This is a genomic window from Ectothiorhodospira shaposhnikovii, assembly GCF_022227765.1.
In the GTDB taxonomy this organism is placed as follows: domain Bacteria; phylum Pseudomonadota; class Gammaproteobacteria; order Ectothiorhodospirales; family Ectothiorhodospiraceae; genus Ectothiorhodospira.
This window is the reverse complement of record NZ_JAJMLZ010000010.1, coordinates 50,856-69,983: the sequence shown is the minus strand read 5'-3', so window position 1 is coordinate 69,983 and position 19,128 is coordinate 50,856. Positions and strand designations below refer to the sequence as shown.

At 65.2% G+C, this 19,128-nt stretch carries 12 protein-coding genes; 4 read left to right on the top strand and 8 right to left on the bottom strand.

Annotation, left to right across the window (positions count from 1 at the left end):
* Positions 1-18: 18 nt before the first annotated feature.
* Complete coding sequence (locus LQD11_RS13680; RefSeq protein ID WP_238618044.1) at positions 19-615, bottom strand: DUF502 domain-containing protein; 597 nt, start codon at positions 613-615, stop codon at positions 19-21.
* A 169-nt stretch (positions 616-784) separates the two neighbouring features.
* Between LQD11_RS13680 and LQD11_RS13675 the strand changes: the two genes are divergently transcribed.
* The gene (locus tag LQD11_RS13675; RefSeq protein WP_276315713.1) at positions 785-4,573 is read left to right on the top strand and encodes a magnesium chelatase subunit H; all 3,789 of its coding nucleotides are present in this window, start codon (positions 785-787) and stop codon (positions 4,571-4,573) included.
* A gap of 109 nt (positions 4,574-4,682) precedes the next feature.
* Here LQD11_RS13675 and nspC read toward each other — a convergent pair whose 3' ends face one another.
* The 3 genes from nspC to LQD11_RS13660 all read right to left on the bottom strand — a co-directional run bounded on the left by nspC (position 4,683) and on the right by LQD11_RS13660 (position 7,880).
* Positions 4,683-5,843: a carboxynorspermidine decarboxylase gene (nspC, locus tag LQD11_RS13670; protein WP_238618043.1), complete on the bottom strand. Its 1,161-nt coding sequence runs from the start codon at positions 5,841-5,843 to the stop codon at positions 4,683-4,685.
* Positions 5,844-5,849: 6 nt separating this feature from the next.
* Complete coding sequence (locus LQD11_RS13665; protein WP_238618042.1) at positions 5,850-7,049, bottom strand: saccharopine dehydrogenase family protein; 1,200 nt, start codon at positions 7,047-7,049, stop codon at positions 5,850-5,852.
* A 162-nt stretch (positions 7,050-7,211) separates the two neighbouring features.
* The gene (locus LQD11_RS13660) at positions 7,212-7,880 is read right to left on the bottom strand and encodes a hypothetical protein (RefSeq protein WP_238618041.1); all 669 of its coding nucleotides are present in this window, start codon (positions 7,878-7,880) and stop codon (positions 7,212-7,214) included.
* 81 nt (positions 7,881-7,961) lie between these two features.
* On the opposite strand from LQD11_RS13660, the gene LQD11_RS13655 reads away from it, so the two are divergent.
* Entirely contained in the window at positions 7,962-8,795 is an 834-nt protein-coding gene (locus tag LQD11_RS13655; protein WP_008931496.1) for an HDOD domain-containing protein, read from the top strand.
* A gap of 34 nt (positions 8,796-8,829) precedes the next feature.
* Here the strand turns inward: LQD11_RS13655 and LQD11_RS13650 are convergent, their stop codons facing one another.
* Positions 8,830-9,762 carry a 1-phosphofructokinase family hexose kinase gene (locus LQD11_RS13650; protein ID WP_238618040.1) on the bottom strand — a complete coding sequence of 311 codons (933 nt, stop codon included), beginning with the start codon at positions 9,760-9,762 and terminating at the stop codon, positions 8,830-8,832.
* 30 nt (positions 9,763-9,792) lie between these two features.
* Positions 9,793-11,361 carry an alpha/beta hydrolase family protein gene (locus LQD11_RS13645; protein ID WP_238618039.1) on the bottom strand — a complete coding sequence of 523 codons (1,569 nt, stop codon included), beginning with the start codon at positions 11,359-11,361 and terminating at the stop codon, positions 9,793-9,795.
* 241 nt (positions 11,362-11,602) lie between these two features.
* Between LQD11_RS13645 and dauA the strand changes: the two genes are divergently transcribed.
* Positions 11,603-13,336: a C4-dicarboxylic acid transporter DauA gene (dauA, locus tag LQD11_RS13640; protein WP_238618038.1), complete on the top strand. Its 1,734-nt coding sequence runs from the start codon at positions 11,603-11,605 to the stop codon at positions 13,334-13,336.
* A gap of 67 nt (positions 13,337-13,403) precedes the next feature.
* Here dauA and putP read toward each other — a convergent pair whose 3' ends face one another.
* Complete coding sequence (gene putP, locus LQD11_RS13635) at positions 13,404-14,876, bottom strand: sodium/proline symporter PutP (protein WP_420828269.1); 1,473 nt, start codon at positions 14,874-14,876, stop codon at positions 13,404-13,406.
* Between the two features lie 266 nt (positions 14,877-15,142).
* Here putP and putA point away from each other — a divergent pair, with 266 nt between their 5' ends.
* Positions 15,143-18,328 carry a bifunctional proline dehydrogenase/L-glutamate gamma-semialdehyde dehydrogenase PutA gene (gene putA, locus LQD11_RS13630; RefSeq protein WP_238618036.1) on the top strand — a complete coding sequence of 1,062 codons (3,186 nt, stop codon included), beginning with the start codon at positions 15,143-15,145 and terminating at the stop codon, positions 18,326-18,328.
* A 138-nt stretch (positions 18,329-18,466) separates the two neighbouring features.
* Here the strand turns inward: putA and LQD11_RS13625 are convergent, their stop codons facing one another.
* Positions 18,467-18,853, bottom strand: a complete 387-nt coding sequence (locus tag LQD11_RS13625; RefSeq protein ID WP_238618035.1) for a hypothetical protein — start codon at positions 18,851-18,853, stop codon at positions 18,467-18,469.
* Positions 18,854-19,128: the final 275 nt, after the last annotated feature.

Here is a 19,128-nt window from a genome sequence, read left to right as displayed (position 1 = left end):
CAGCGGGAGTGTGCAGGATCAGTCATCGTTCTTGTGGGCGGAGACACCGGCGGTGAGGGTATAGCGCATGGCATCTTCCAGGGACAGATCCAGCGGTTCCACCCGCTCCCGCGGCAACATCAGGGTGTAGCCGCCGATCTGATAGCTCATGGGCAGGTAGACGGCGATCATCCCTTTGCCGCCCAGGTTGTCGGGCAGTCCGGTAAAATCCTCCCGGGTGACGAATCCCACCAGCTTGCCTTCCAGCCCCGGCAGGGTGACCAGCACCGCCTCACCGAAGCGCTTCTGGATGTCGCTGGAAAAGAGCCGGGTCACGTCCCGCACCGTGCCGTGAATGGTCTTCACCACCGGGATGCGCTGCATCCAGCCTTCCACCCAGTTGAAGATCCCCTGCACCACATAGGCCCGCATCAGGAGTCCCAGCACGAAGATCAGGCCCAGTCCGGTGACGAGCCCCAGGCCCGGGAAATAGAGAATGTCGGGCAATACCCACTGCAGTACCGCGCCCAGCAGGTTTTCCAGGGTGTTGCCCAGCCATAACAGCAGGACGATGGTGACCAGGAGTGGCAGAATGGCCGCCAGGCCGGTGAGGAAGGTTCGGGTAATTCCTTTCAAGACAGGTCTCCACTTGAACTGACAACACGATAAAGCTCAACTATACCCCGGGTTGTTGTCTAGCTTGGTTGACACCCGGGGCAGGGCGATCTAATTTGACACGCATTCCAGGGTGAATTCGTCCGACCGCCTCACCCGGCCCAATCTATCAACAGGCACCAAGAGCATCATGGCAACAAAGCCCAAGTCCACAGTTGATCATACTCCCGTCCGGGTTGTCATCGTGACCATGGACACTCATCTGGCCAGTGCCACGGACCGGGCACGGATCAAGCTCCAGAAAGACCTGCCGGGCCTGACGCTGAGCCTGCATGCCGCCTCCGAGTGGCAGGGCGACCAGGAGGCCCTGGAGGCCTGCCGGTCGGACATCGAGAAGGCGGACATCATTATCGCCACCATGCTGTTCCTGGAAGACCAGTACAAGCCCATCGTGCCGGCCCTGGAAGCCCGCCGTGACAACTGCGATGCCTTGGTCTGCGCCATGTCCGCCGCCGATGTGACCAAGCTGACCCACATGGGCAGCTTCGACATGTCCAAGCCCAGCAGCGGCCCCATGACCCTGCTCAAGCGCCTGCGGGGCAACAAGGACAAGGAATCCGGCGGGACCGCCGGCGCCCAGCAGATGAAGATGCTGCGGCGCATTCCCCAGCTTCTGCGCTTCATCCCGGGCACCGCCCAGGACGTCCGCGCCTATTTCCTCACCCTGCAGTACTGGCTGGGCGGTTCGGAAGAGAACATGAGCAACATGATTCGCTTCCTCGTCGACCGCTATGCCTCCGGCCCTCGCGCCGCCCTCAAGGGCAAGGTGCCGTCCTCCATGCCGGTGGAATATCCCGAGACCGGCATCTATCACCCGGACATGAAACCGCGCATCTCCGACCGTCTGCAGGATCTGCCGGTCCGCTGGTCCGACAAGAATGCCAAGGGTCGGGTCGGGGTATTGGTGCTGCGCTCCTATGTCCTGGCGGGTAATGCCGGCCACTACGATCCGGTCATCCGCAGCCTGGAAGAGGAAGGCATGCAGGTGGTGCCGGCCTTCGCCTCCGGCCTGGACTCCCGTCCCGCCATCGAAAAGTTCTTCATGAAGGATGGCCGTCCCACGGTGGATGCCGTGGTGTCCCTGACCGGTTTTTCCCTGGTGGGCGGTCCTGCCTACAACGATGCCCGCGCCGCCGAGGAGATCCTGTCCAAGCTGGACGTGCCCTATGTGGCCGCCCATCCGGTGGAATTCCAGACCCTGGACCAGTGGGGCAACTCGGACCGCGGCCTGTTGCCGGTGGAAAGTACCATCATGGTGGCCATCCCGGAGCTGGACGGCAGCACCGTGCCCATGGTCTATGGGGGACGTCCTGGTGGTGAAGGGGCGGTCTGCCAGGGTTGCGACACCCCCTGCACCTTCAGCCAGATCGAGAACCCGCAGGACATGTCCACCTGCAAGGAGCGTACCGCCATGCTGGTGGCCCGGGTGCGCAAGCTGGTGGCGTTGCGCCGCTCCGAGCGCGCCCAGCGCAAGGTGGCCATCGTCCTGTTCAACTTCCCGCCCAATGCGGGCAATACCGGCACCGCCGCCTACCTGGCGGTGTTCGAATCCCTCTTCAATACCCTCAAGGCCATGAAGGCGGAAGGGTACCAGGTGGATTTGCCCGAGAACGCCGACGCCCTGCGCGAGGCGGTGATCAACGGCAACCGGGAGCAGTACGGCTCCGATGCCAACGTCCATACCCTGATCCCCGCCGAAGAGCACGTGCGCCGGGAGCGCTGGCTCAAGCAGATCGAATCCCAGTGGGGCGCCGCGCCGGGCAAGCTGCTCAGCAACGGCAGCTCCATCCTGGTCCAGGGACGGCAGTTCGGCAACGTGCTGGTGGCCGTGCAGCCGTCCTTCGGCTACGAAGGCGACCCCATGCGCCTGCTGTTCGAGCACGGCTTTGCCCCCACCCATGCCTTCTCCGCCTTCTATCGCTACCTGCGGGAGGATTTCAAGGCTCACGCGGTGCTGCATTTCGGTACCCACGGCGCCCTGGAGTTCATGCCCGGCAAGCAGGTGGGCATGTCCGGCACCTGCTGGCCGGACCGTCTCATCGGCGATCTGCCCAACCTGTACCTGTACGCTTCCAACAACCCCTCGGAAGGGGCCATTGCCAAGCGCCGCGCCGGTGCCACCCTGATCAGCTACCTGACCCCGCCGGTGGCCCATGCGGGGCTGTATCGCGGCTTGCTGGACCTGAAGAGCTCCCTGGAGCGCTGGCGCGGTCTGGAGCCCGAGCAGGCCCATCAGAGGGAGGAACTGGCGGCCCTGATCCAGTCCCAGGCCGCCGAGCTGGAGCTGTGCAAGGCCGAGCCCCTGTGGGATGTCTCCGATGCCGGGGATGCGGACACGCAGATCCTCAAGCTGAACGAACAGATCCTGGAACTGGAGTACACCCTCATTCCCCACGGCCTGCACGTGGTGGGGCAGCCCCTGTCCGAAGAGGAGCGGGTGGACATGCTCCTGTCCATGGCCGAGGCCACCGACGAGAGTCGGCCCGACCGTGACCTGATCGAGGCACTGGTCCGCACCGGTTCCGCCGACAAGGCGGTGAAGCAGACCGGCGCCCAGGTGGACGACGCCACCCTGGAGCGTCTGCGTGAATTGGCCAATGCCGACCATCTGCTGGCCCAGGAAACTGAGCTGGAAGGCATCCTCAAGGCCCTGGACGGACGCTACCTGCGCCCGGCCCCGGGCGGTGACGTCATGCGTACCCCCGAGGTGCTGCCCACCGGCCGCAACCTGCACGGCTTCGATCCCTTCCGGATCCCCAGTGCCTATGCCCTCAAGGATGGCGCCCGCCAGGCGGAACGCCTGCTGGCCCGCCATGTGGAAGAAGGCAACCCGCTGCCGGAGTCCATCGCCCTGGTGCTGTGGGGCAGTGACAACCTCAAGACCGAGGGCAGCCAGATCGGTCAGGCCCTGGCCCTGGTGGGTGCCAGACCCCGGTTCGACAATTATGGTCGCCTGGCTGGCGCCACCCTGATTCCCCTGGAGGAGCTGGGGCGTCCCCGGGTCGACGTGGTGATCACCCTGTCGGGCATCTTCCGCGACCTGCTGCCGCTGCAGATCAAGCTGCTGGCCGAGGCCACCTTCCTGGCCGCCAGCGCCGATGAACCGCTGGATCAGAACTTCGTCCGTGCCCATGCCCTGGCCTACCAGGAGAAGCACGGCTGCGATCTGGAAACCGCCGCCCTGCGGGTCTACGGCAACGCCGATGGTGCCTACGGCTCCAACGTCAACAACCTGGTGGAGAACGGCCGCTGGAACGACGAGGACGAACTGGCCGACACTTACACCCAGCGCAAGGGCTTTGCCTACGGCCTGTCCGGCCGTCCGGTGAAGCAGGACGCCCTGCTCAAGAGCATGCTGGCGGACGTACAGCTCACCTACCAGAACCTGGATTCGGTGGAGCTGGGCATCACCACGGTGGACAATTACTTCGATACCCTGGGCGGTATCAGCCGGGCAGTGCGTCAGGCCCGGGGCGGCCAGGATACCCCGGTATACATCGGTGACCAGACCAAGGGTGACGGGACCGTCCGCACCCTGTCGGAACAGGTCGCCCTGGAAACCCGAACCCGGATGCTCAATCCCAAATGGTATGAAGGGGCCCTCAAGCATGGCTATGAGGGCGTGCGCCAGATCGAGGTGCATATCACCAATACCATGGGATGGTCCGCCACCACCGGTCAGGTGCAGCCCTGGGTCTACCAGAAGCTGTCCGAGACCTTCATGCTGGATCCGGAGATGCGCGAGCGTCTGGCCGCCCTCAACCCCACTGCCTCGGCCAAGATGGCCAATCGTTTGCTGGAGGCTTCGGAGCGCAACTACTGGCAGCCCGACGAGGAGACCCTGGAGGCGCTGCGCCGTGCCGGCGAGGAGCTGGAAGACCGTCTGGAAGGTACCTACGAGCAGCCCCCGGCGGCATGATGGGGTGAAAAGGGAAGTAGTATGAAAAAAGGGCGGGATATCCCGCCCTTTTTCGTGCCTGTCTTTCTGGTTTCGGCGTGTCCGGGTTCCTGTCGTCCCGGAGAATCCGTCAGCTCAGTCGACGCATGTAGTCTTCGTAGCCGAAGGTCTTCACTGTCCTCACGGCCCGGGTATCCTCTTCCACCCGGCAGATGGCGGGCAGGCGGATGCCGTTGAAGGTGGTGGTCTTGACCATGGTGTAGTGGGCCATGTCGGTGAATACCAGACGTTGTCCGATCTCCAGGGGACGGTCGAAGGAATACTCCCCGACGATGTCGCCGGCCAGACAGGTGGAGCCACCCAGACGATAGGTGAAGGTCTTCTCCCCCGGCATGCCCGCGCCGATGATCTCCGGTCGATAGGGCATCTCCAGCACGTCCGGCATGTGGGCGGTGGCGGAGGTGTCCAGGATGGCGATGGGACCGGCGTTCTGCACGATGTCCAGCACCGTGCACACCAAGTAGCCGGTGCGCAGGGCGATGGCCTCGCCCGGCTCTAGGTAGACCGTCACCCCCGGATGACGGGCACGGAAATCCCGGATCAGGCGGATCAGCCGTTCCACGTCATAGTCGTCCCGGGTGATGTGGTGACCGCCGCCGAAGTTGATCCACCGTCGGCCCGGGATGTATTGCCCGAACCGGGCCTCGAAAGCCTCCAGGGTGTGCTCCAGGGCATCACTGTTCTGCTCGCACAGGGTGTGGAAATGCAGGCCTTCCAGGCCCGTCAGGTCCACCCCGGCCAGATCCACCGACCGGGTCCCCAGGCGGGAGCCGGGGGCGCAGGGGTCGTAGAGGGCCACCTTGCCTTCGGAATACTCCGGATTCACCCGGATGCCGCAGGAGATGTGCCGGGCCGCCCCGGCCACCTGCGTGCGAAAACGCTGCCACTGGGTGGGGGAGTTGAAGCTGATGTGGTCGGCATATTGCACCACCACCTTCATCTCCTCGTCGGTGAAGGCGGGGGAGTACACATGCACCTCCCCACCGAACTTCTCCGCCCCCAGGCGGGCCTCGTCCTGGCCGCTGGCGGTGGTGCCCACCAGGTATTCCCGGACCATGGGGAAGGTATCCCACATGGCGAAGCCCTTCAGGGCCAGCAGGATGCGACAGCCGCTGTCGGCCTGGACCTGCTTGAGCAGGGCCAGGTTCTTGCGCAGCAGGGCGTCGTCCACCACGAAGGCGGGTGATGGGCAGGCATGGACGTCAAAAAAGGGAGGGGTCGTCTTGTCCATGGGCGATCAGGCCAGGGGATCGCTGTCGGGATCCAGTTCCACCATCTGCCAGGGCAGGCCCATGTCGCCGATGCGCTCCATGAACGGATCCGGGTCCAGCTGCTCCACGTTGAACACGCCGGCACCCTGCCAGATGCCCTGTACCATGAGCATGGCGCCGGTGACGGCGGGCACGCCGGTGGTGTAGGAAATGGCCTGGGACTGCACTTCCCGGTAGCAGGCCTCGTGGTCGCAGATGTTGTAGATGTAGACCTTGCGCCGCTTGCCGTCCTTGATGCCGTCCAGGATCACGCCGATGTTGGTCTTGCCCTTGGTGCGAGGCCCCAGGGAAGCCGGGTCGGGCAGGATGGCCTTGAGGAACTGCAGGGGGATGATCTCCTTGCCTTCGAAGCGGATGGGCTCGATGGAGGTCATGCCCACGTTCTCCAGCACCTTCAGGTGGGTGATGTACTTTTCGGAGAAGGTCATCCAGAAACGGATGCGCTTGAGACCCTTGATGTTGCGGCACAGGGACTCCAGCTCCTCATGGTAGAGCAGGTAGATATCCTTGGGACCGATGCCGTCGAAGTCGAACACCCGCTTTTCCGCCAGGGGAGCGGTTTCCTTCCACTCGCCTTCCTCCCAATAGCGGCCGTTGGCGGTGATCTCGCGGATGTTGATCTCGGGGTTGAAGTTGGTGGCGAACGGGTAGCCGTGGTCGCCGCCGTTGGCATCCAGGATGTCGATGCGGTGGATTTCGTCGAACAGGTTCTTCTGACCCCAGGCGCAGTAGATGTTGGTCATCCCCGGATCGAAGCCGCAGCCCAGGGTAGCCATGAGGTTGGCCTTGGCGTAGCGGTCCTGGAACGCCCACTGCTCCTTGTACTCGAACTTGGCCTCGTCGGGGTGTTCGTAGTTGGCGGTATCCAGGTAGGGGGTGCCGGTGCGCAGGCAGGCTTCCATGATGGTCAGGTCCTGGTAGGGCAGGGCCACATGGATGAGGACATCAGGCTTGAAGGACTCGATCAGGGCCACCAGGGCCTCCACGTCGTCCGCGTCCACCTGGGCGGTCTGGATGGGACGGTCCAGCTGGGCCGCGATGGCGCGGCACTTGGCCTCGTTGCGGCTGGCCAGACAGATCTCCGTGAAGACCTCCGGATGCTGCGCGCATTTGTGGGTGACAACTCCGCCAACGCCGCCGGCGCCGATAATCAGGACTTTGCTCATAGGCCTCGAATCAAACTGGGAAAGATGTGAGAAAAAAGGCGGATCGGACCGGGGTCCGAGACAGGATCATGTTGCAGTGGATGAATTGTGCACCGGGTCCATGACACTCCGGTGTCACGAACCCGTTTGACCGGGGATGATGCCCCTTGATGGGCGCCGGTATCAAGCCCTCTCCACCGCAAAACTCACCGCATAGCGTCGGTTGCTGCCGAACACCAGGGCCATGCGGCCCTGTCCGTGGGTGTCGATTCCCAGGTCCTTGATCCGGTGGAGGGCCTGGGCCTGGTTGAGCCTGCGCAGGGAGGTTTCCACGCTGCCCTTGTGACGGCGGATGTAAAGATTCAGGTCGGGGCGGACGGTGGCCTCAATGTCCTGTTCCGCCTGGTGCATGTCCAGGTTGCCGGAGAGGGTGCGAAGGCCCTGGGGGGATACCTTGAACAGGCGCTCCAGGATGCGTTGCATGCCTTCGATGGGATCTTCCCCCAGATACAGGTTCCACAGGAAACGGCGGACGCCGTAGTCATCGTTCCACCAGCCCCGTTCCGGATTGAGCACATGCACGCCGACGGGGAGGAGGCGATAGGCACCCAGGCCCACGTCATCGGTAAGGATCTCGAAACTCACCTGACGACAGGCCAGATGTCGACGGTTTTCCTTCATCATCAGGGCGGCATTGCGCGGGGTCAGCAGTTTCAGGGCCATTCGGTCCCGGGACTGCAGGGGTCGGCCGCGCTGCACACGGATGGCGTCGATGACTTCCAGGGCACAGCGGGTAATCATGCCCTGGTCGCGGATCAGGCCATGGGGGTCTTCCTGCTTGGTGCTGTTCATGCGACTACGCAATCGGCTGTCAATGGATTACTCTCCGCGAAAGGAAGCTATCGCGCTTGTGCCCGACAGGATACTGGATCCATGCAGGTTGAAGAACACGACATCGTCGACAAGCTGGTCATCCCTCCCCAACCGGAGGTGCTGCGAGTGGTGGTGGCGGAGTCCAGAAGGGAGGATCCCGACCTGGGGCGGGTCGCCCGGCATATCGCCGGTGATGCCAGTATCGCCGGCGGCGTGTTGCAGATCGTCAATTCCCCCCTGTTTCGACGGGCCCGGGAGATCAGTTCCATTCAGCAGGCGGTGATGTTGCTGGGTTTTAACCGGGTTTACGCCATTGTCCGTACCGTCGCACTGCGCAATGCCATGGCTCAGTATCCCGGCATGGCGGCCTTCTGGAAACGCGGGGTCCATGTGGCGGAGTCGGCGGCCCGGGCGGCACGGGTGATCAAGCGCCCGGATCTGGTGGACGAGGCCCATCTTTTGGGGTTGTTCCACATGGTGGGGATTCCAGCCCTGTGCAGTCTGATGGGCGATGAGTATGTCGCCCTGGTCAAGGCGGCGCCGACGAAGGGATGGTCGGCACTGTTGCCGGAGGAGATGCGCTTGTTCGGTGTGCAGCATCCCCGGGTGGGGGCGCTGATCACCCAGCGCTGGCATATTCCCCCGGCGGTGGTCCACGCCATCGACCAGCAGTATGCGGTGGACCAGATCACGCATCTGGGAACCCTCCATGAAGACGTGCCGGATCTGGTCGTCATTCTCAAACTGGCCCTGCGTTTTGCCACGGCGGTGGATGCCTCCCTGATGACCTATGCGGAATGGAGCATCAGCAGCGAGCATCTGGTGGATTATCTGGCATTGCCCGATCCGGCGGCGCTGGATGCCCTGGTGGACGAGGTGGCGATGCAGGACTGAGCCGAAAGAGAAAGGCAGGCATGGGATCATGCACCTACTCCTGCTGCGTCAGCATTTCCCAGAAGTGCATCACGTCGGACTTGTGGCACAGTTCGGTACCCGAGGTGAGCACCGTGGCCGTTCCCGCCGCCACGCCCAGGGCGAAGGCCCGGGAGATGCTTTCACCGGTGGAAAGGCCGTGGGTCATGCCGGCCACGAAGCTGTCACCGGCACCGACGGCGCTCTTGGCGGTCACTTCCGGTGTCTTGAGCCAGGCGATGCCGTCCCGGGTGGCCAGCAGGGCGCCATCATGCCCCAGCGTTACCGTCAGGATCTCGACGCCTCCATCGGCCACGATCTCCCGGGCCGCTGCTTCCAGTTCCCTGGGGTCTTCCAGATCCCGTCCCATCAGCGCGGCAAACTCACCCCGGCTGGGCTTGGCCAGGTAAACGCCTTCTTCCAACGCGGCCGCCAGTGCCGGTCCGGAGGTATCCAGGACCATCCGGGCACCGCGTCGCTTGGTCATCACCGACAGACGGGCGTAGACATCTTCCGGTGTCCCCCGCGGGATACTGCCGCTGGCGATCACGTAGTCGAAGTCCAGCAGTTCGATGAAATCCAGGGCGGCCTTCCACTCGGCCGGCTGCACCGTGGGACCTTCCGGGGTGAAGCGGAATTCCTGTCCTGAACTCTGTTCGTAGACCACGTGGCTGACCCGGGTGGTTTCGCGGGTGTGGACCCGGTGAGCCATGACCCCGGCATCGGCCACCAGTTCGTCGAGCACGTCACCGGACCGTCCACCGGCCAGATAGACGGCGAAACTCTGCCCGCCAAGCTCGTTGACCACCCGGGCCACGTTGATGCCGCCGCCGCCCGGGTCCATGCGCTCGTTGGTGGTGCGGATCTTGTGGACCGGCCTGACCTTGTCGGTGGCGCATGAGGCATCCACGGCCGGATTCAGGGTCAGGGTGACGATTCTCTTTGTCATTGGTTGTCCTCTTGGTTGTCCCGCTTCATCTTATGCCCCCACCAGGGGGAAGGTCACGCTCATGCCCCAGGCCAGGGCCAGGGCCACCGCCGTCGCGCCCACCCAGGGGTGCCCCGTGGCGCGATATATCCACCCGCTGAGCAGGCCGTAGACGGTGAGACACACCAGGATCGCCGGCAGGATGATGATCAGGAAGAACAAGGTCTCCAGCCGCAGGGCCACGGCCAGGATCAGGGACAGGAATAGAAAGACCTTGGTCAGGGCATAGGCCCCGCGGGCCGCTTCAGACCCTCGGGTCATCCATTCGTCGGCGGAGAAGAACAGGAGCATGCCCAGAAACACCAGCGGCAGGATCAGCGCCCGCTCCGGTCCGGGCAGATAGCCGGTGACATAGAGATGAACGGGGATGCCGATGGCCAGGGTGAGATAGCCGGCCGCCAGCAGCACGGCCGGAGCCAGGGCCTGCCAGCGGATGGTGGCCCCGGCGGATTCCCGGTGGCGACGGGCCGACCATCCCAGCAGGCCCCAGCAGAGCAGGCCATAGACGGCAAAATGCAGGGCCAGGTAGTCCACCAGCAACAGGGGCAACAGCCCCACGGGCACGGGCCAGAGCAGCAGGGGCGTGAGCAGGGCCGGTAACCAGAGGATTTTCAGCAATTGCCGACGGGGCAGGCCCAGACCCACCGACGGGACCGCCACCCGGGGCAGCAGGCGGGAGAGGGGCCAGGCCAGGGCGATGATGCCCAAAAACAGCAGGCCCAGCCAGGGGCCGCGCCGGTCCAGATCACCGTCGTGGCTTGCACCCGCCGGGCTGACGCTGGCGTTCAGCCACGCCAGGGACTCCCGCAGCATGTCCCGCGCGTAGAGCACGCCAATGTGTTCCACCCCGCCGGCCAGAGCCAGGCGCCGGGCCGAGCCGTCCGCCATGTTGCCGTAGGTGACGCCCGTCTCGGGGGTATCCGTCAACGGGGCAAAAGCCGCCAGGGCGGCCTGATGGAGGCCGGCGGGTTCGAGCCCGCCGAACACGAACAACAGGTTGTTCAGTGTCTCCATGGGAAAGGCGCCCGAGATGTAGGGGGAGAGCAGCACGGCGGCCCGGACCCGGTCGGGGTGTTCATGCATGTGCATGAGTATGATGTCCCCGGCCATGGAGTGCCCCAGCAACGCCAGGCGTCCATCCGAACGGGGCAGGGCCAGGCCCGTGGTCACCGCGGTCTCCAGCGCTCCGCCCAGCAGGCCGCGACGCTTGTCCTCGTCCAGCAGATCGGCGACGAAGGGCTGGGTATTGGCGCCGTGACCGGGGAAGTCGAAGGTCAGGGCGATGTACCCGTTGCGGGCCAGGGTGATGGCCAGGGGCTGCATCATCTGCCGTGAGCCGGCAAAGCCGTGGGCAATGACCGCGACCGGGGCGGGAGCCTCCCGGGCCGGCAGATATAGGGTCATGGGTACGCCATCCACCTGAATCTGACGTATCTCGAGCCCCCGGGTACCGGCATGAAGTTGCCAGAGGGCGGTCAGAATGGCCGCCAGGGACACCAGCGCCACCACCCAGAGGGCCAGGGTCCGTCCGTTGCCTGAAGAATGGAATGCCTTTGCCATGCCTTGCTCCATGATTCTGGATGCCCAGTTCCGGATGTTCACCGTTTACGGCTCGCCAGGGCAAGACCGTGACGCGTGAATCCCCTGATTTGTGTCAGAAGTGATACCATCATTCCGTTTGGCAATATCTGCCACGACTCCCGTCACCTTGCATCAGGCACAGGCCGTGGTCTGCCCCGGGCAGCTGTCTGCCATCCCCTTGCCGTCGTCGAACCGTCAGCACCTTTGAGGAGTGTCATTCATGCACAATTCCCCCTGGTCCGGCCGCATGCCCGGTCTGTTCATGGGGCTTCGGGCCGCCTGGAAGGAAGGCTACGGTCTGGCCGACCTGCGCAAGGATGTGATGGCCGGCCTGACCATTGGTATTGTCGCGGTGCCCCTGGCCATGGCGCTGGCCATCGCCGTGGGGGTGCCGCCCCAACATGGCCTGTACACGGCCATCGTGGCGGGGGCCATCATCGCCCTCACCGGAGGCTCCCGTTTCAACGTCTCCGGGCCCACGGCGGCCTTCGTGGTGATCCTCATCCCGGTGGTGCAGCAGTACGGTCTGGGCGGCTTGCTGGTGGCCACCGTGATGGCCGGACTGATCCTGATTGCCCTGGGGTTGACCCGCATGGGTGCCCTGATCCAGTTCGTGCCCTATCCGGTGGTACTGGGGTTCACCGCCGGCATCGCCGTGGTGATCGCCACCCTGCAGTTGCCGGATTTTCTGGGGCTGACCGTGGATCATCTGGGAGAGCACTATCTGGCCAACCTGGGGAGCATCGTGTCCGCCTTCCCCAGCATCAACCCGATGGAGTTGGGGGTGGGCATCTTCACCCTGCTGATCCTCGTCTTCTGGGGACGTCTCAAGGTTCCCGTGCCCGCACCCCTGGTGGCACTGGTGGCGGCGGCCCTGGCCACATGGGCCCTCAATCACTGGCTGGGCGGTGGGGCCGTGGATACCATTGCCTCCCGTTTCACCTGGGAATACCGGGGGGAGTCGGGGCAGGGGATTCCGCCCATTCCCCCCGCCTTCGCCCTCCCGTGGCATCTCCCCGGTCCCGACGGGCAACCGTTGCAGCTGAATTTCGATCTGATCCGGGCATTGCTGGGGCCGGCCTTTGCCATTGCCATGCTGGGCGCGATCGAATCCCTGCTCTGCGCCGTGGTCGCGGATGGGCTGAGCCGAACCCGCCATGATCCCAACTCGGAATTGATCGGGCAGGGCCTGGGCAACGTGGTGGCACCCTTCTTCGGCGGCATCACCGCCACCGGTGCCATCGCCCGGACCGCCACCAACATCCGCAGCGGGGCCCGATCCCCCATTGCCGCCGTGGTCCATGCCCTGGTGGTGCTGATCGCGGTGGTGGGCCTGGCCGGCGTGCTGGGCCATGTCCCCATGGCGGCCCTGGCCGCGCTGCTGTTCGTGGTGGCCTGGAACATGAGCGAGGCCCACCTGTTTGCCCGCACGATCCGCTCCGCTCCCAGGCCCGATGTGGCCATCCTGCTGATCTGCTTCGGCCTGACGGTGCTGTTCGACATGGTGCTGGCGGTGGCCGTGGGCATGGGGCTGGCGGCGGCCCTGTTCATTCATCGCATGTCCCTGATCACCCACTCCGACCGGGTGCAGACGGACCGTCATCCGGATACCCGCTCACTGCCGGCGGCGGTGGCCCTTTATGACGTCAACGGTCCCCTGTTCTTCGGTGCCGCGGAGAAGGCCATGTCTTCCCTGCGGCTGGTGGACCCCGGCGTGAAGGTGGTCATGCTGGACATGCGGGATGTCCCCAGCATGGACGGCACCGCCCTGGTGGCCTTGCAGAGCCTGATCACCGATCTGCGTCAGAAGGGGATCGCCCTCATCTTCGTGGGCATGAAGGCCCGCCTGATCGTCAAGCTGCGCCGGGCCGGGGTACGCAAGGAGGCGGGGCGCCTGACCTATGTGACGGACATGGAGGAGGGCGCCAGGGTGGCCCGGCGCTGGCTGGGGTGATGGCGGCAATCCGGCGGCAGGTCACGCAGCCTACGTGACCTGCCGCCGGGTTCGGTCAGGGCCGGCGTCAGCCTTCCCGTTGCGCCCGTTGCACCGCGTCGAACTCCCGTTTCATGTCCTCGGTCGGGCCCTTGCCCACCCGACTGAACAGGAAGATGGCCAGGGTGGCCAGGATGAAGCCCGGCAGGATCTCGTACATGTCGAACAGGCCGCCCTCGTAACGTTCCCAGATCAGTACCGTGAGCGCGCCGGTGACGATCCCCGCCAGGGCGCCGTTGCGGTTCATGCCGCGCCAGAACACCGACAGGATGATGACCGGCCCGAAGGCCGCGCCAAAGCCCGCCCAGGCATAGGACACCAGATCCAGCACCGCGGCATCCGGATTCAGCGCCAGCAACGTGGCCAGCACGCCGATGCCCAGCACCGTGCCCCGGCCGATCCAGACCAATTCCGTATCCGAGGCAGCGGGGCGGAAGAAGCGCTTGTAAAAGTCCTCGGACAGGGCCGACGAGGACACCAGCAGCTGGGAGTCGATGGTGCTCATGATGGCCGCCAGCACCGCCGCGATCAGGCATCCGGCCACCCAAGGATTGAACAGGGCCTGAATCAGCAGGATGAACACCGTCTCCGGGTTCGCCAGTCCCGCTTCGCCGAAATAGGCAATCCCGGCAAAGCCCGTGAGCATGGCGCCGAACAGGGCCACCACCATCCAGGTGATGCCGATGAAGCGGGCCAGGGGAATGTCGCCGGGACTGCGAATGGCCATGAACCGGGCCAGTACATGGGGTTGCCCGAAGTAACCCAGGCCCCAGGCCATCAGGGAAATGATGCCGAACAGGGTGATATCGTGAAAGGCATCCAGGGCGCCGGGATTGAGCTGCGCCACCATCTGGCTGGTCTCGGTCCAGCCGCCCAGGTTCATGATGGTGATGACGGGTACCAGGACCAGGGCCACGAACATCAGGATGCCCTGGATGAAGTCGGTCCAGCTCACCGCCAGAAAGCCCCCCAGCAGGGTATAGACCAGGATCACCGCGGCGCCGATGGCCAGGGCCAGCTCATAGTCGATGCCGAATGTCCCCTCGAACAGGGTGCCGGCGGCCACCAGGCCGGCGGAGGTGTAGAAGGTGAAGAACACCAGGATCACCAGGGCCGACACCACCCGCAGGGCCGAGGTCTCGTCCCGGAAACGGTTCTCGAAATAGGCCGGAATGGTGATCGAGTCCCGGGCGGCGGCGGTGAACCGCCGCAGGCGCTCGGCCACGAACTGCCAGTTCAGATAGGCGCCGATGGTCAGCCCGACCGCGATCCAGAGCTGGTTCATGCCAGCCGCGTAGACTGCTCCCGGCAGGCCCAGCAGCAGCCAGCCGCTCATGTCCGAGGCCCCGGCCGAGAGGGCGGCCGTGCCCGCGCCCAGCCGTCGTCCGCCCAGGATGTAGTCCGACAGATTGCTGGTCACCCGGTAGGCCAGCAGGCCCACCAGGATCATCAGGATCAGATAGACGATGAGGGTCGCCAGCAGGGCGAAGTTGATTTCCACGCTACCGGTCATCACCCGTGCCTCCCCAGGCTGTGGCGCAGCAGGCTGACGAGCGACAGCAACACCAGCAGGGGCATGGGCACCAGCAGCCAGAACCAGGTGGCGGTGGTCAGGGTTTCTTGCATCACGGACTCCCGTTGAGAAGGACAGGGCAGGATCGTGGAACGATCCCGATGCGAGCGGCTATTCTAAGAAGGACACCCCGTCGGGGCCAGCCGCGGACGCCCCGCCGACATGGCGTGCATTTGCCACAGGACAACAAGAACATGAGCCGATACGTGTACCCGGACCTCGACGCGCTGTCCATCCAGGATCGCGAGTCCATCATGCTGGCCTGCCGCATGGATGAAGCGGAGGCGGTCAAGGCCCTGCTGTCCCATGCCTCCCAGGAGGAAGAGGCGGCGACCCGCGTGCGTTTCCTGGCCCGGGGGCTGGTGCGGGGCATGATCAAGGCCCAGGAACACCAGTCCGGCATCGGGGCGCTGCTGCATGAATACGACCTTTCCTCGGAAGAGGGCATTGCCCTCATGTGTCTGGCCGAGGCCCTGCTGCGGGTGCCGGACAAGGCCACCGCGGACCAGCTGATCCAGGACAAGCTCTCTGCCGCCCACTGGGATGCCCACCTGGGCAAGGACCGGCCCTTTTTCGTCAATGCCGCCACCTGGGGACTGTGGATCAGCGAGCGCATCATCGACACCGAGGATCGCCGCCACTGGCTGGGGGGAACGGTCCATCGTCTGCTGGCCCGGGCCGGTGCTCCCCTGGTCCGTTCCGCCGTGCGCCGCGCCATGGCCATGCTGGGCGATGCCTTCGTGCTGGGGCGCACCATCGACGAGGCCCTGAAACGGGCACGTCCCCGGGAGCAGGAGGGCTATTGCCATTCCTACGACATGCTGGGGGAGTCGGCCCGCACCGAGGAGGATGCCCGGCGCTATTTCGAGGCCTACCGGCAGGCCATTCAACGCATCGGCGAGGCGGTGGACCTGCGCGCTCCATTGCGGGAACGACCGGGCATTTCGGTGAAACTCTCCGCCCTGGATGCCCGCTACGAACCCGGCCAGGAAAGCCGTCTGCAATGCCGGCTTCTGCCCCGTATCCTGGAGCTGTGCCGGCTGGCCCGGGATCAGGGTATCTCCCTGTGCATCGATGCCGAGGAATCCTGGCGCCTGGATCTCTCCCTGGACGTGATGGAGGCCCTGATCGCCGATGCGGACCTCAACGGCTGGGATGGCCTGGGCATGGCCGTGCAGGCCTATCAGAAACGGGCCTGGGCCGTGCTGGGCTGGCTGGAGCGGCAGGCCGCCCGGCATCGTCGTACCGTCATGGTGCGACTGGTGAAAGGCGCCTACTGGGACACGGAGATCAAGGACAGCCAGCAGCAGGGATTGAACGATTATCCGGTCTTCACCCGCAAGGCGGCCACCGACGTGTCCTATCTGGCCTGTGCCCGCCGCCTGCTCCAGGACAGTCCCCACCTCTACCCCCAGTTCGCCACCCACAATGCCCAGACGGTGGCGGCGGTGATGGAGATGGCCGGCGACAGGGAATACGAATTCCAGCGTCTCCACGGTATGGGGGAGGGGCTCTACGGGCAACTGGTGGAACGGTCCGGCCAGAGTCGCCGCCATTGCCGGATCTATGCCCCGGTGGGCAGTCACGAGACCTTGCTGCCCTATCTGGTGCGGCGCATGCTGGAAAACGGCGCCAACTCGTCCTTTGTTCATCGCCTGCACGAGGAACATCTGGAACAGCTCATCACCGATCCGGTGACCACCCTCAAGGGTTACGGTACCTGGCGCCATCCACGCATCCCCCTGCCCGGCGCCCTCTATGCCCCCTCCAGACGCAACAGCCGGGGCCTGGACTTTGCCGACCGCCAGACCCTGCGGAAGCTGGCGGCGGACATGAACCGCATCGGGGCGCGTGCCCCCTGGAACGGTGGCCCCCTCTGCGGCGGGCGGCTCAGGACCGGCCATGGACATGGGGTCTACGCGCCCTCCGATCGGGGGCGGGAAGTCGGCCGCGTCACCTGGGCCGGTGACGAGGATCTGGAGACGGCCCTGGCGGCCGCTCATCAGGCCTGGACGGCCTGGGATGAACGCCCGCCGGCCCAGCGGGCGGCGATCCTGGACCGGGTGGCCGATCTGCTGGAGCAGCACACGGCGGAGCTTATGGTCCTGTGTGTGGAAGAGGCGGGCAAGACCCTGCGGGATGCCCAGGCCGAGGTGCGCGAGGCGGTGGATTTCTGCCGCTATTATGCCGCCCAGGTCCGGGAACGGTTCATCCGGCCCCTGTCCCTGCCCGGGGTCACCGGGGAGCGCAATGAACTTACCCTGCGGGGCCGGGGGGTGTTTCTATGCATCAGCCCCTGGAATTTCCCCCTGGCCATCTTCACCGGCCAGGTGACCGCCGCCCTGGCGGCGGGTAACGGGGTGATCGCCAAGCCGGCGGAACAGGCCAGCCTGGTGGCGGTGCGGGCCACGCAACTCATGCATCAGGCCGGCGTGCCGGTGAACGTGCTGCACTGTCTGCCCGGTCGGGGAGAGGAGATCGGCCCCCGATTGGTGGCCGATCCGCGCATCGCCGGGGTGGCCTTCACCGGCTCCACCGAGACCGCCCGTCTGATTCACCGGGGGCTGGCGGCCCGGGAGCATGGCCCCATCGTCCCCCTGATCGCGGAAACCGGCGGCATCAATGCCATGGTGGTGGATGCCACCGCCCTGCATGAGCAGGTGGTGACGGACATCCTGCGTTCGGCTTTCTTCAGTGCCGGTCAGCGCTGTTCGGCGCTGCGGGTGTTGTGCGTGCAGGAGACGGTGGCCGAACCCCTGCTGGAGATGCTCAAGGGCGCCATGGACACCCTGGTGGTGGGAGATCCCCACTGGCTCTCCACCGATGTGGGACCGGTGATCGACGACCGGGCCCTGGCGGCTCTGCAGGCCCATGACGAGGAGATGAGGCGCAAGGATCGGCTGCTTCACCGTGCCCGTCTGTCGGGCGGCTGTGAGCGGGGCAGTTTCATGATCCCGAGCCTGTATCGGCTGGAGCGGCTGGATGAGTTGCCGGGGGAGGTGTTTGGTCCCATGCTGCATGTGCTGCGCTGGCGTACCGGTGAACTGGACGGGTTGATCCGTCAGATCAATGCCACCGGCTATGGTCTGACGCTGGGAATTCATAGCCGGATCGATGCCGTTGTCCACCGGCTGGCCCGTCAGGCGCGGGTAGGGAATACCTACGTCAATCGGGATATGGTGGGGGCGGTGGTGGGCAGCCAGCCCTTCGGCGGCGAGGGGCTGTCGGGGACCGGTTTCAAGGCCGGCGGCCCCCACTATCTGCTGCGTTTCGCCACCGAGCGGGTACTGACGGTGAATACCACGGCCACCGGCGGCAATGCGGGTTTGCTGGTGATGGGGGAGGAGCGAAATGCCGGACGCGGCAAGGGGAAAACGTGACCGGCAACCCGGAAGCCGGGTAGGTGTTGTCTGCATCTCCCCTGTGGGAGCCGGCCTTGCCGGCGAGAGCGGTGTTTCCAGTGGCACCGCGGCTCGCGGGCAGGCCTGCCCCCACAAGGTGGCTTCCGTGAGGCGGAATCAGGAAGACGTGTTGCTGCCGGAGGCCGAGGGGGTCTTCTTGGCACGGGGACGGCGAGCGCGGGGCTTGGGCTTGGGTGCCGGGGCTTCCTCCTCGTAGTCATCATCATCCAGTTCCGCCTCGATCACCCGGGCGCGGGCCGACGTGCTGCCGCGCCGAGGGGCACTGCTGTCGGACGGCCAGAAACCACTGCGGGCACGACCGATCCAGCCATTGATGTGGCCTTCGATCATGTCCTGGGTATCCTGCGGCAGGTCGCGGAAGATCAGGGTGGCCGCCACCGCGATCACAAGTATCCCGCCGAGGAAGGTCAGCAGGGGCTGGAAGAAGACGATGGCCACGAAGGCCGCCGCGGCGATCAGGATCATACGTGTTCTGGCAGGCATGGTCTCTCCGGGAATGAGTGGATACATCGGAACGGGCCCCGGGACATCTTCGTCGGCTGGAGATGCCTGGGCACAATAACATTACATAGTGTGCATGAATTGCCGGCCGGTTCCTAGTTTCAGCGGGTTGTCCGGTACATGTCTGAACTCGGGTGGCCTTCCGATTGCCTTGACATCCCGCGAAAGCGGGAGTCTGGAGATTCGACAGTCTTCCTCTGGATTCCCGCCTGCGCGGGAATGACACGGGGTCGGTGCTTGCTCTGCAGTGCCACTAT

What these genes read in the sequence shown, in the direction of transcription:
- dauA (WP_238618038.1), top strand. Translation starts at nt 11,603, where the DNA reads ATGCACAATTCCCCCTGGTCCGGCCGCATGCCCGGTCTGTTCATGGGG.
- LQD11_RS13660 (WP_238618041.1), bottom strand. Translation starts at nt 7,880, where the DNA reads ATGAACAGCACCAAGCAGGAAGACCCCCATGGCCTGATCCGCGACCAG.
- LQD11_RS13655 (WP_008931496.1), top strand. Translation starts at nt 7,962, where the DNA reads ATGCAGGTTGAAGAACACGACATCGTCGACAAGCTGGTCATCCCTCCC.
- LQD11_RS13625 (WP_238618035.1), bottom strand. Translation starts at nt 18,853, where the DNA reads ATGCCTGCCAGAACACGTATGATCCTGATCGCCGCGGCGGCCTTCGTG.
- LQD11_RS13665 (WP_238618042.1), bottom strand. Translation starts at nt 7,049, where the DNA reads ATGAGCAAAGTCCTGATTATCGGCGCCGGCGGCGTTGGCGGAGTTGTC.
- LQD11_RS13650 (WP_238618040.1), bottom strand. Translation starts at nt 9,762, where the DNA reads ATGACAAAGAGAATCGTCACCCTGACCCTGAATCCGGCCGTGGATGCC.
- putA (WP_238618036.1), top strand. Translation starts at nt 15,143, where the DNA reads ATGAGCCGATACGTGTACCCGGACCTCGACGCGCTGTCCATCCAGGAT.
- LQD11_RS13645 (WP_238618039.1), bottom strand. Translation starts at nt 11,361, where the DNA reads ATGGCAAAGGCATTCCATTCTTCAGGCAACGGACGGACCCTGGCCCTC.
- LQD11_RS13675 (WP_276315713.1), top strand. Translation starts at nt 785, where the DNA reads ATGGCAACAAAGCCCAAGTCCACAGTTGATCATACTCCCGTCCGGGTT.
- nspC (WP_238618043.1), bottom strand. Translation starts at nt 5,843, where the DNA reads ATGGACAAGACGACCCCTCCCTTTTTTGACGTCCATGCCTGCCCATCA.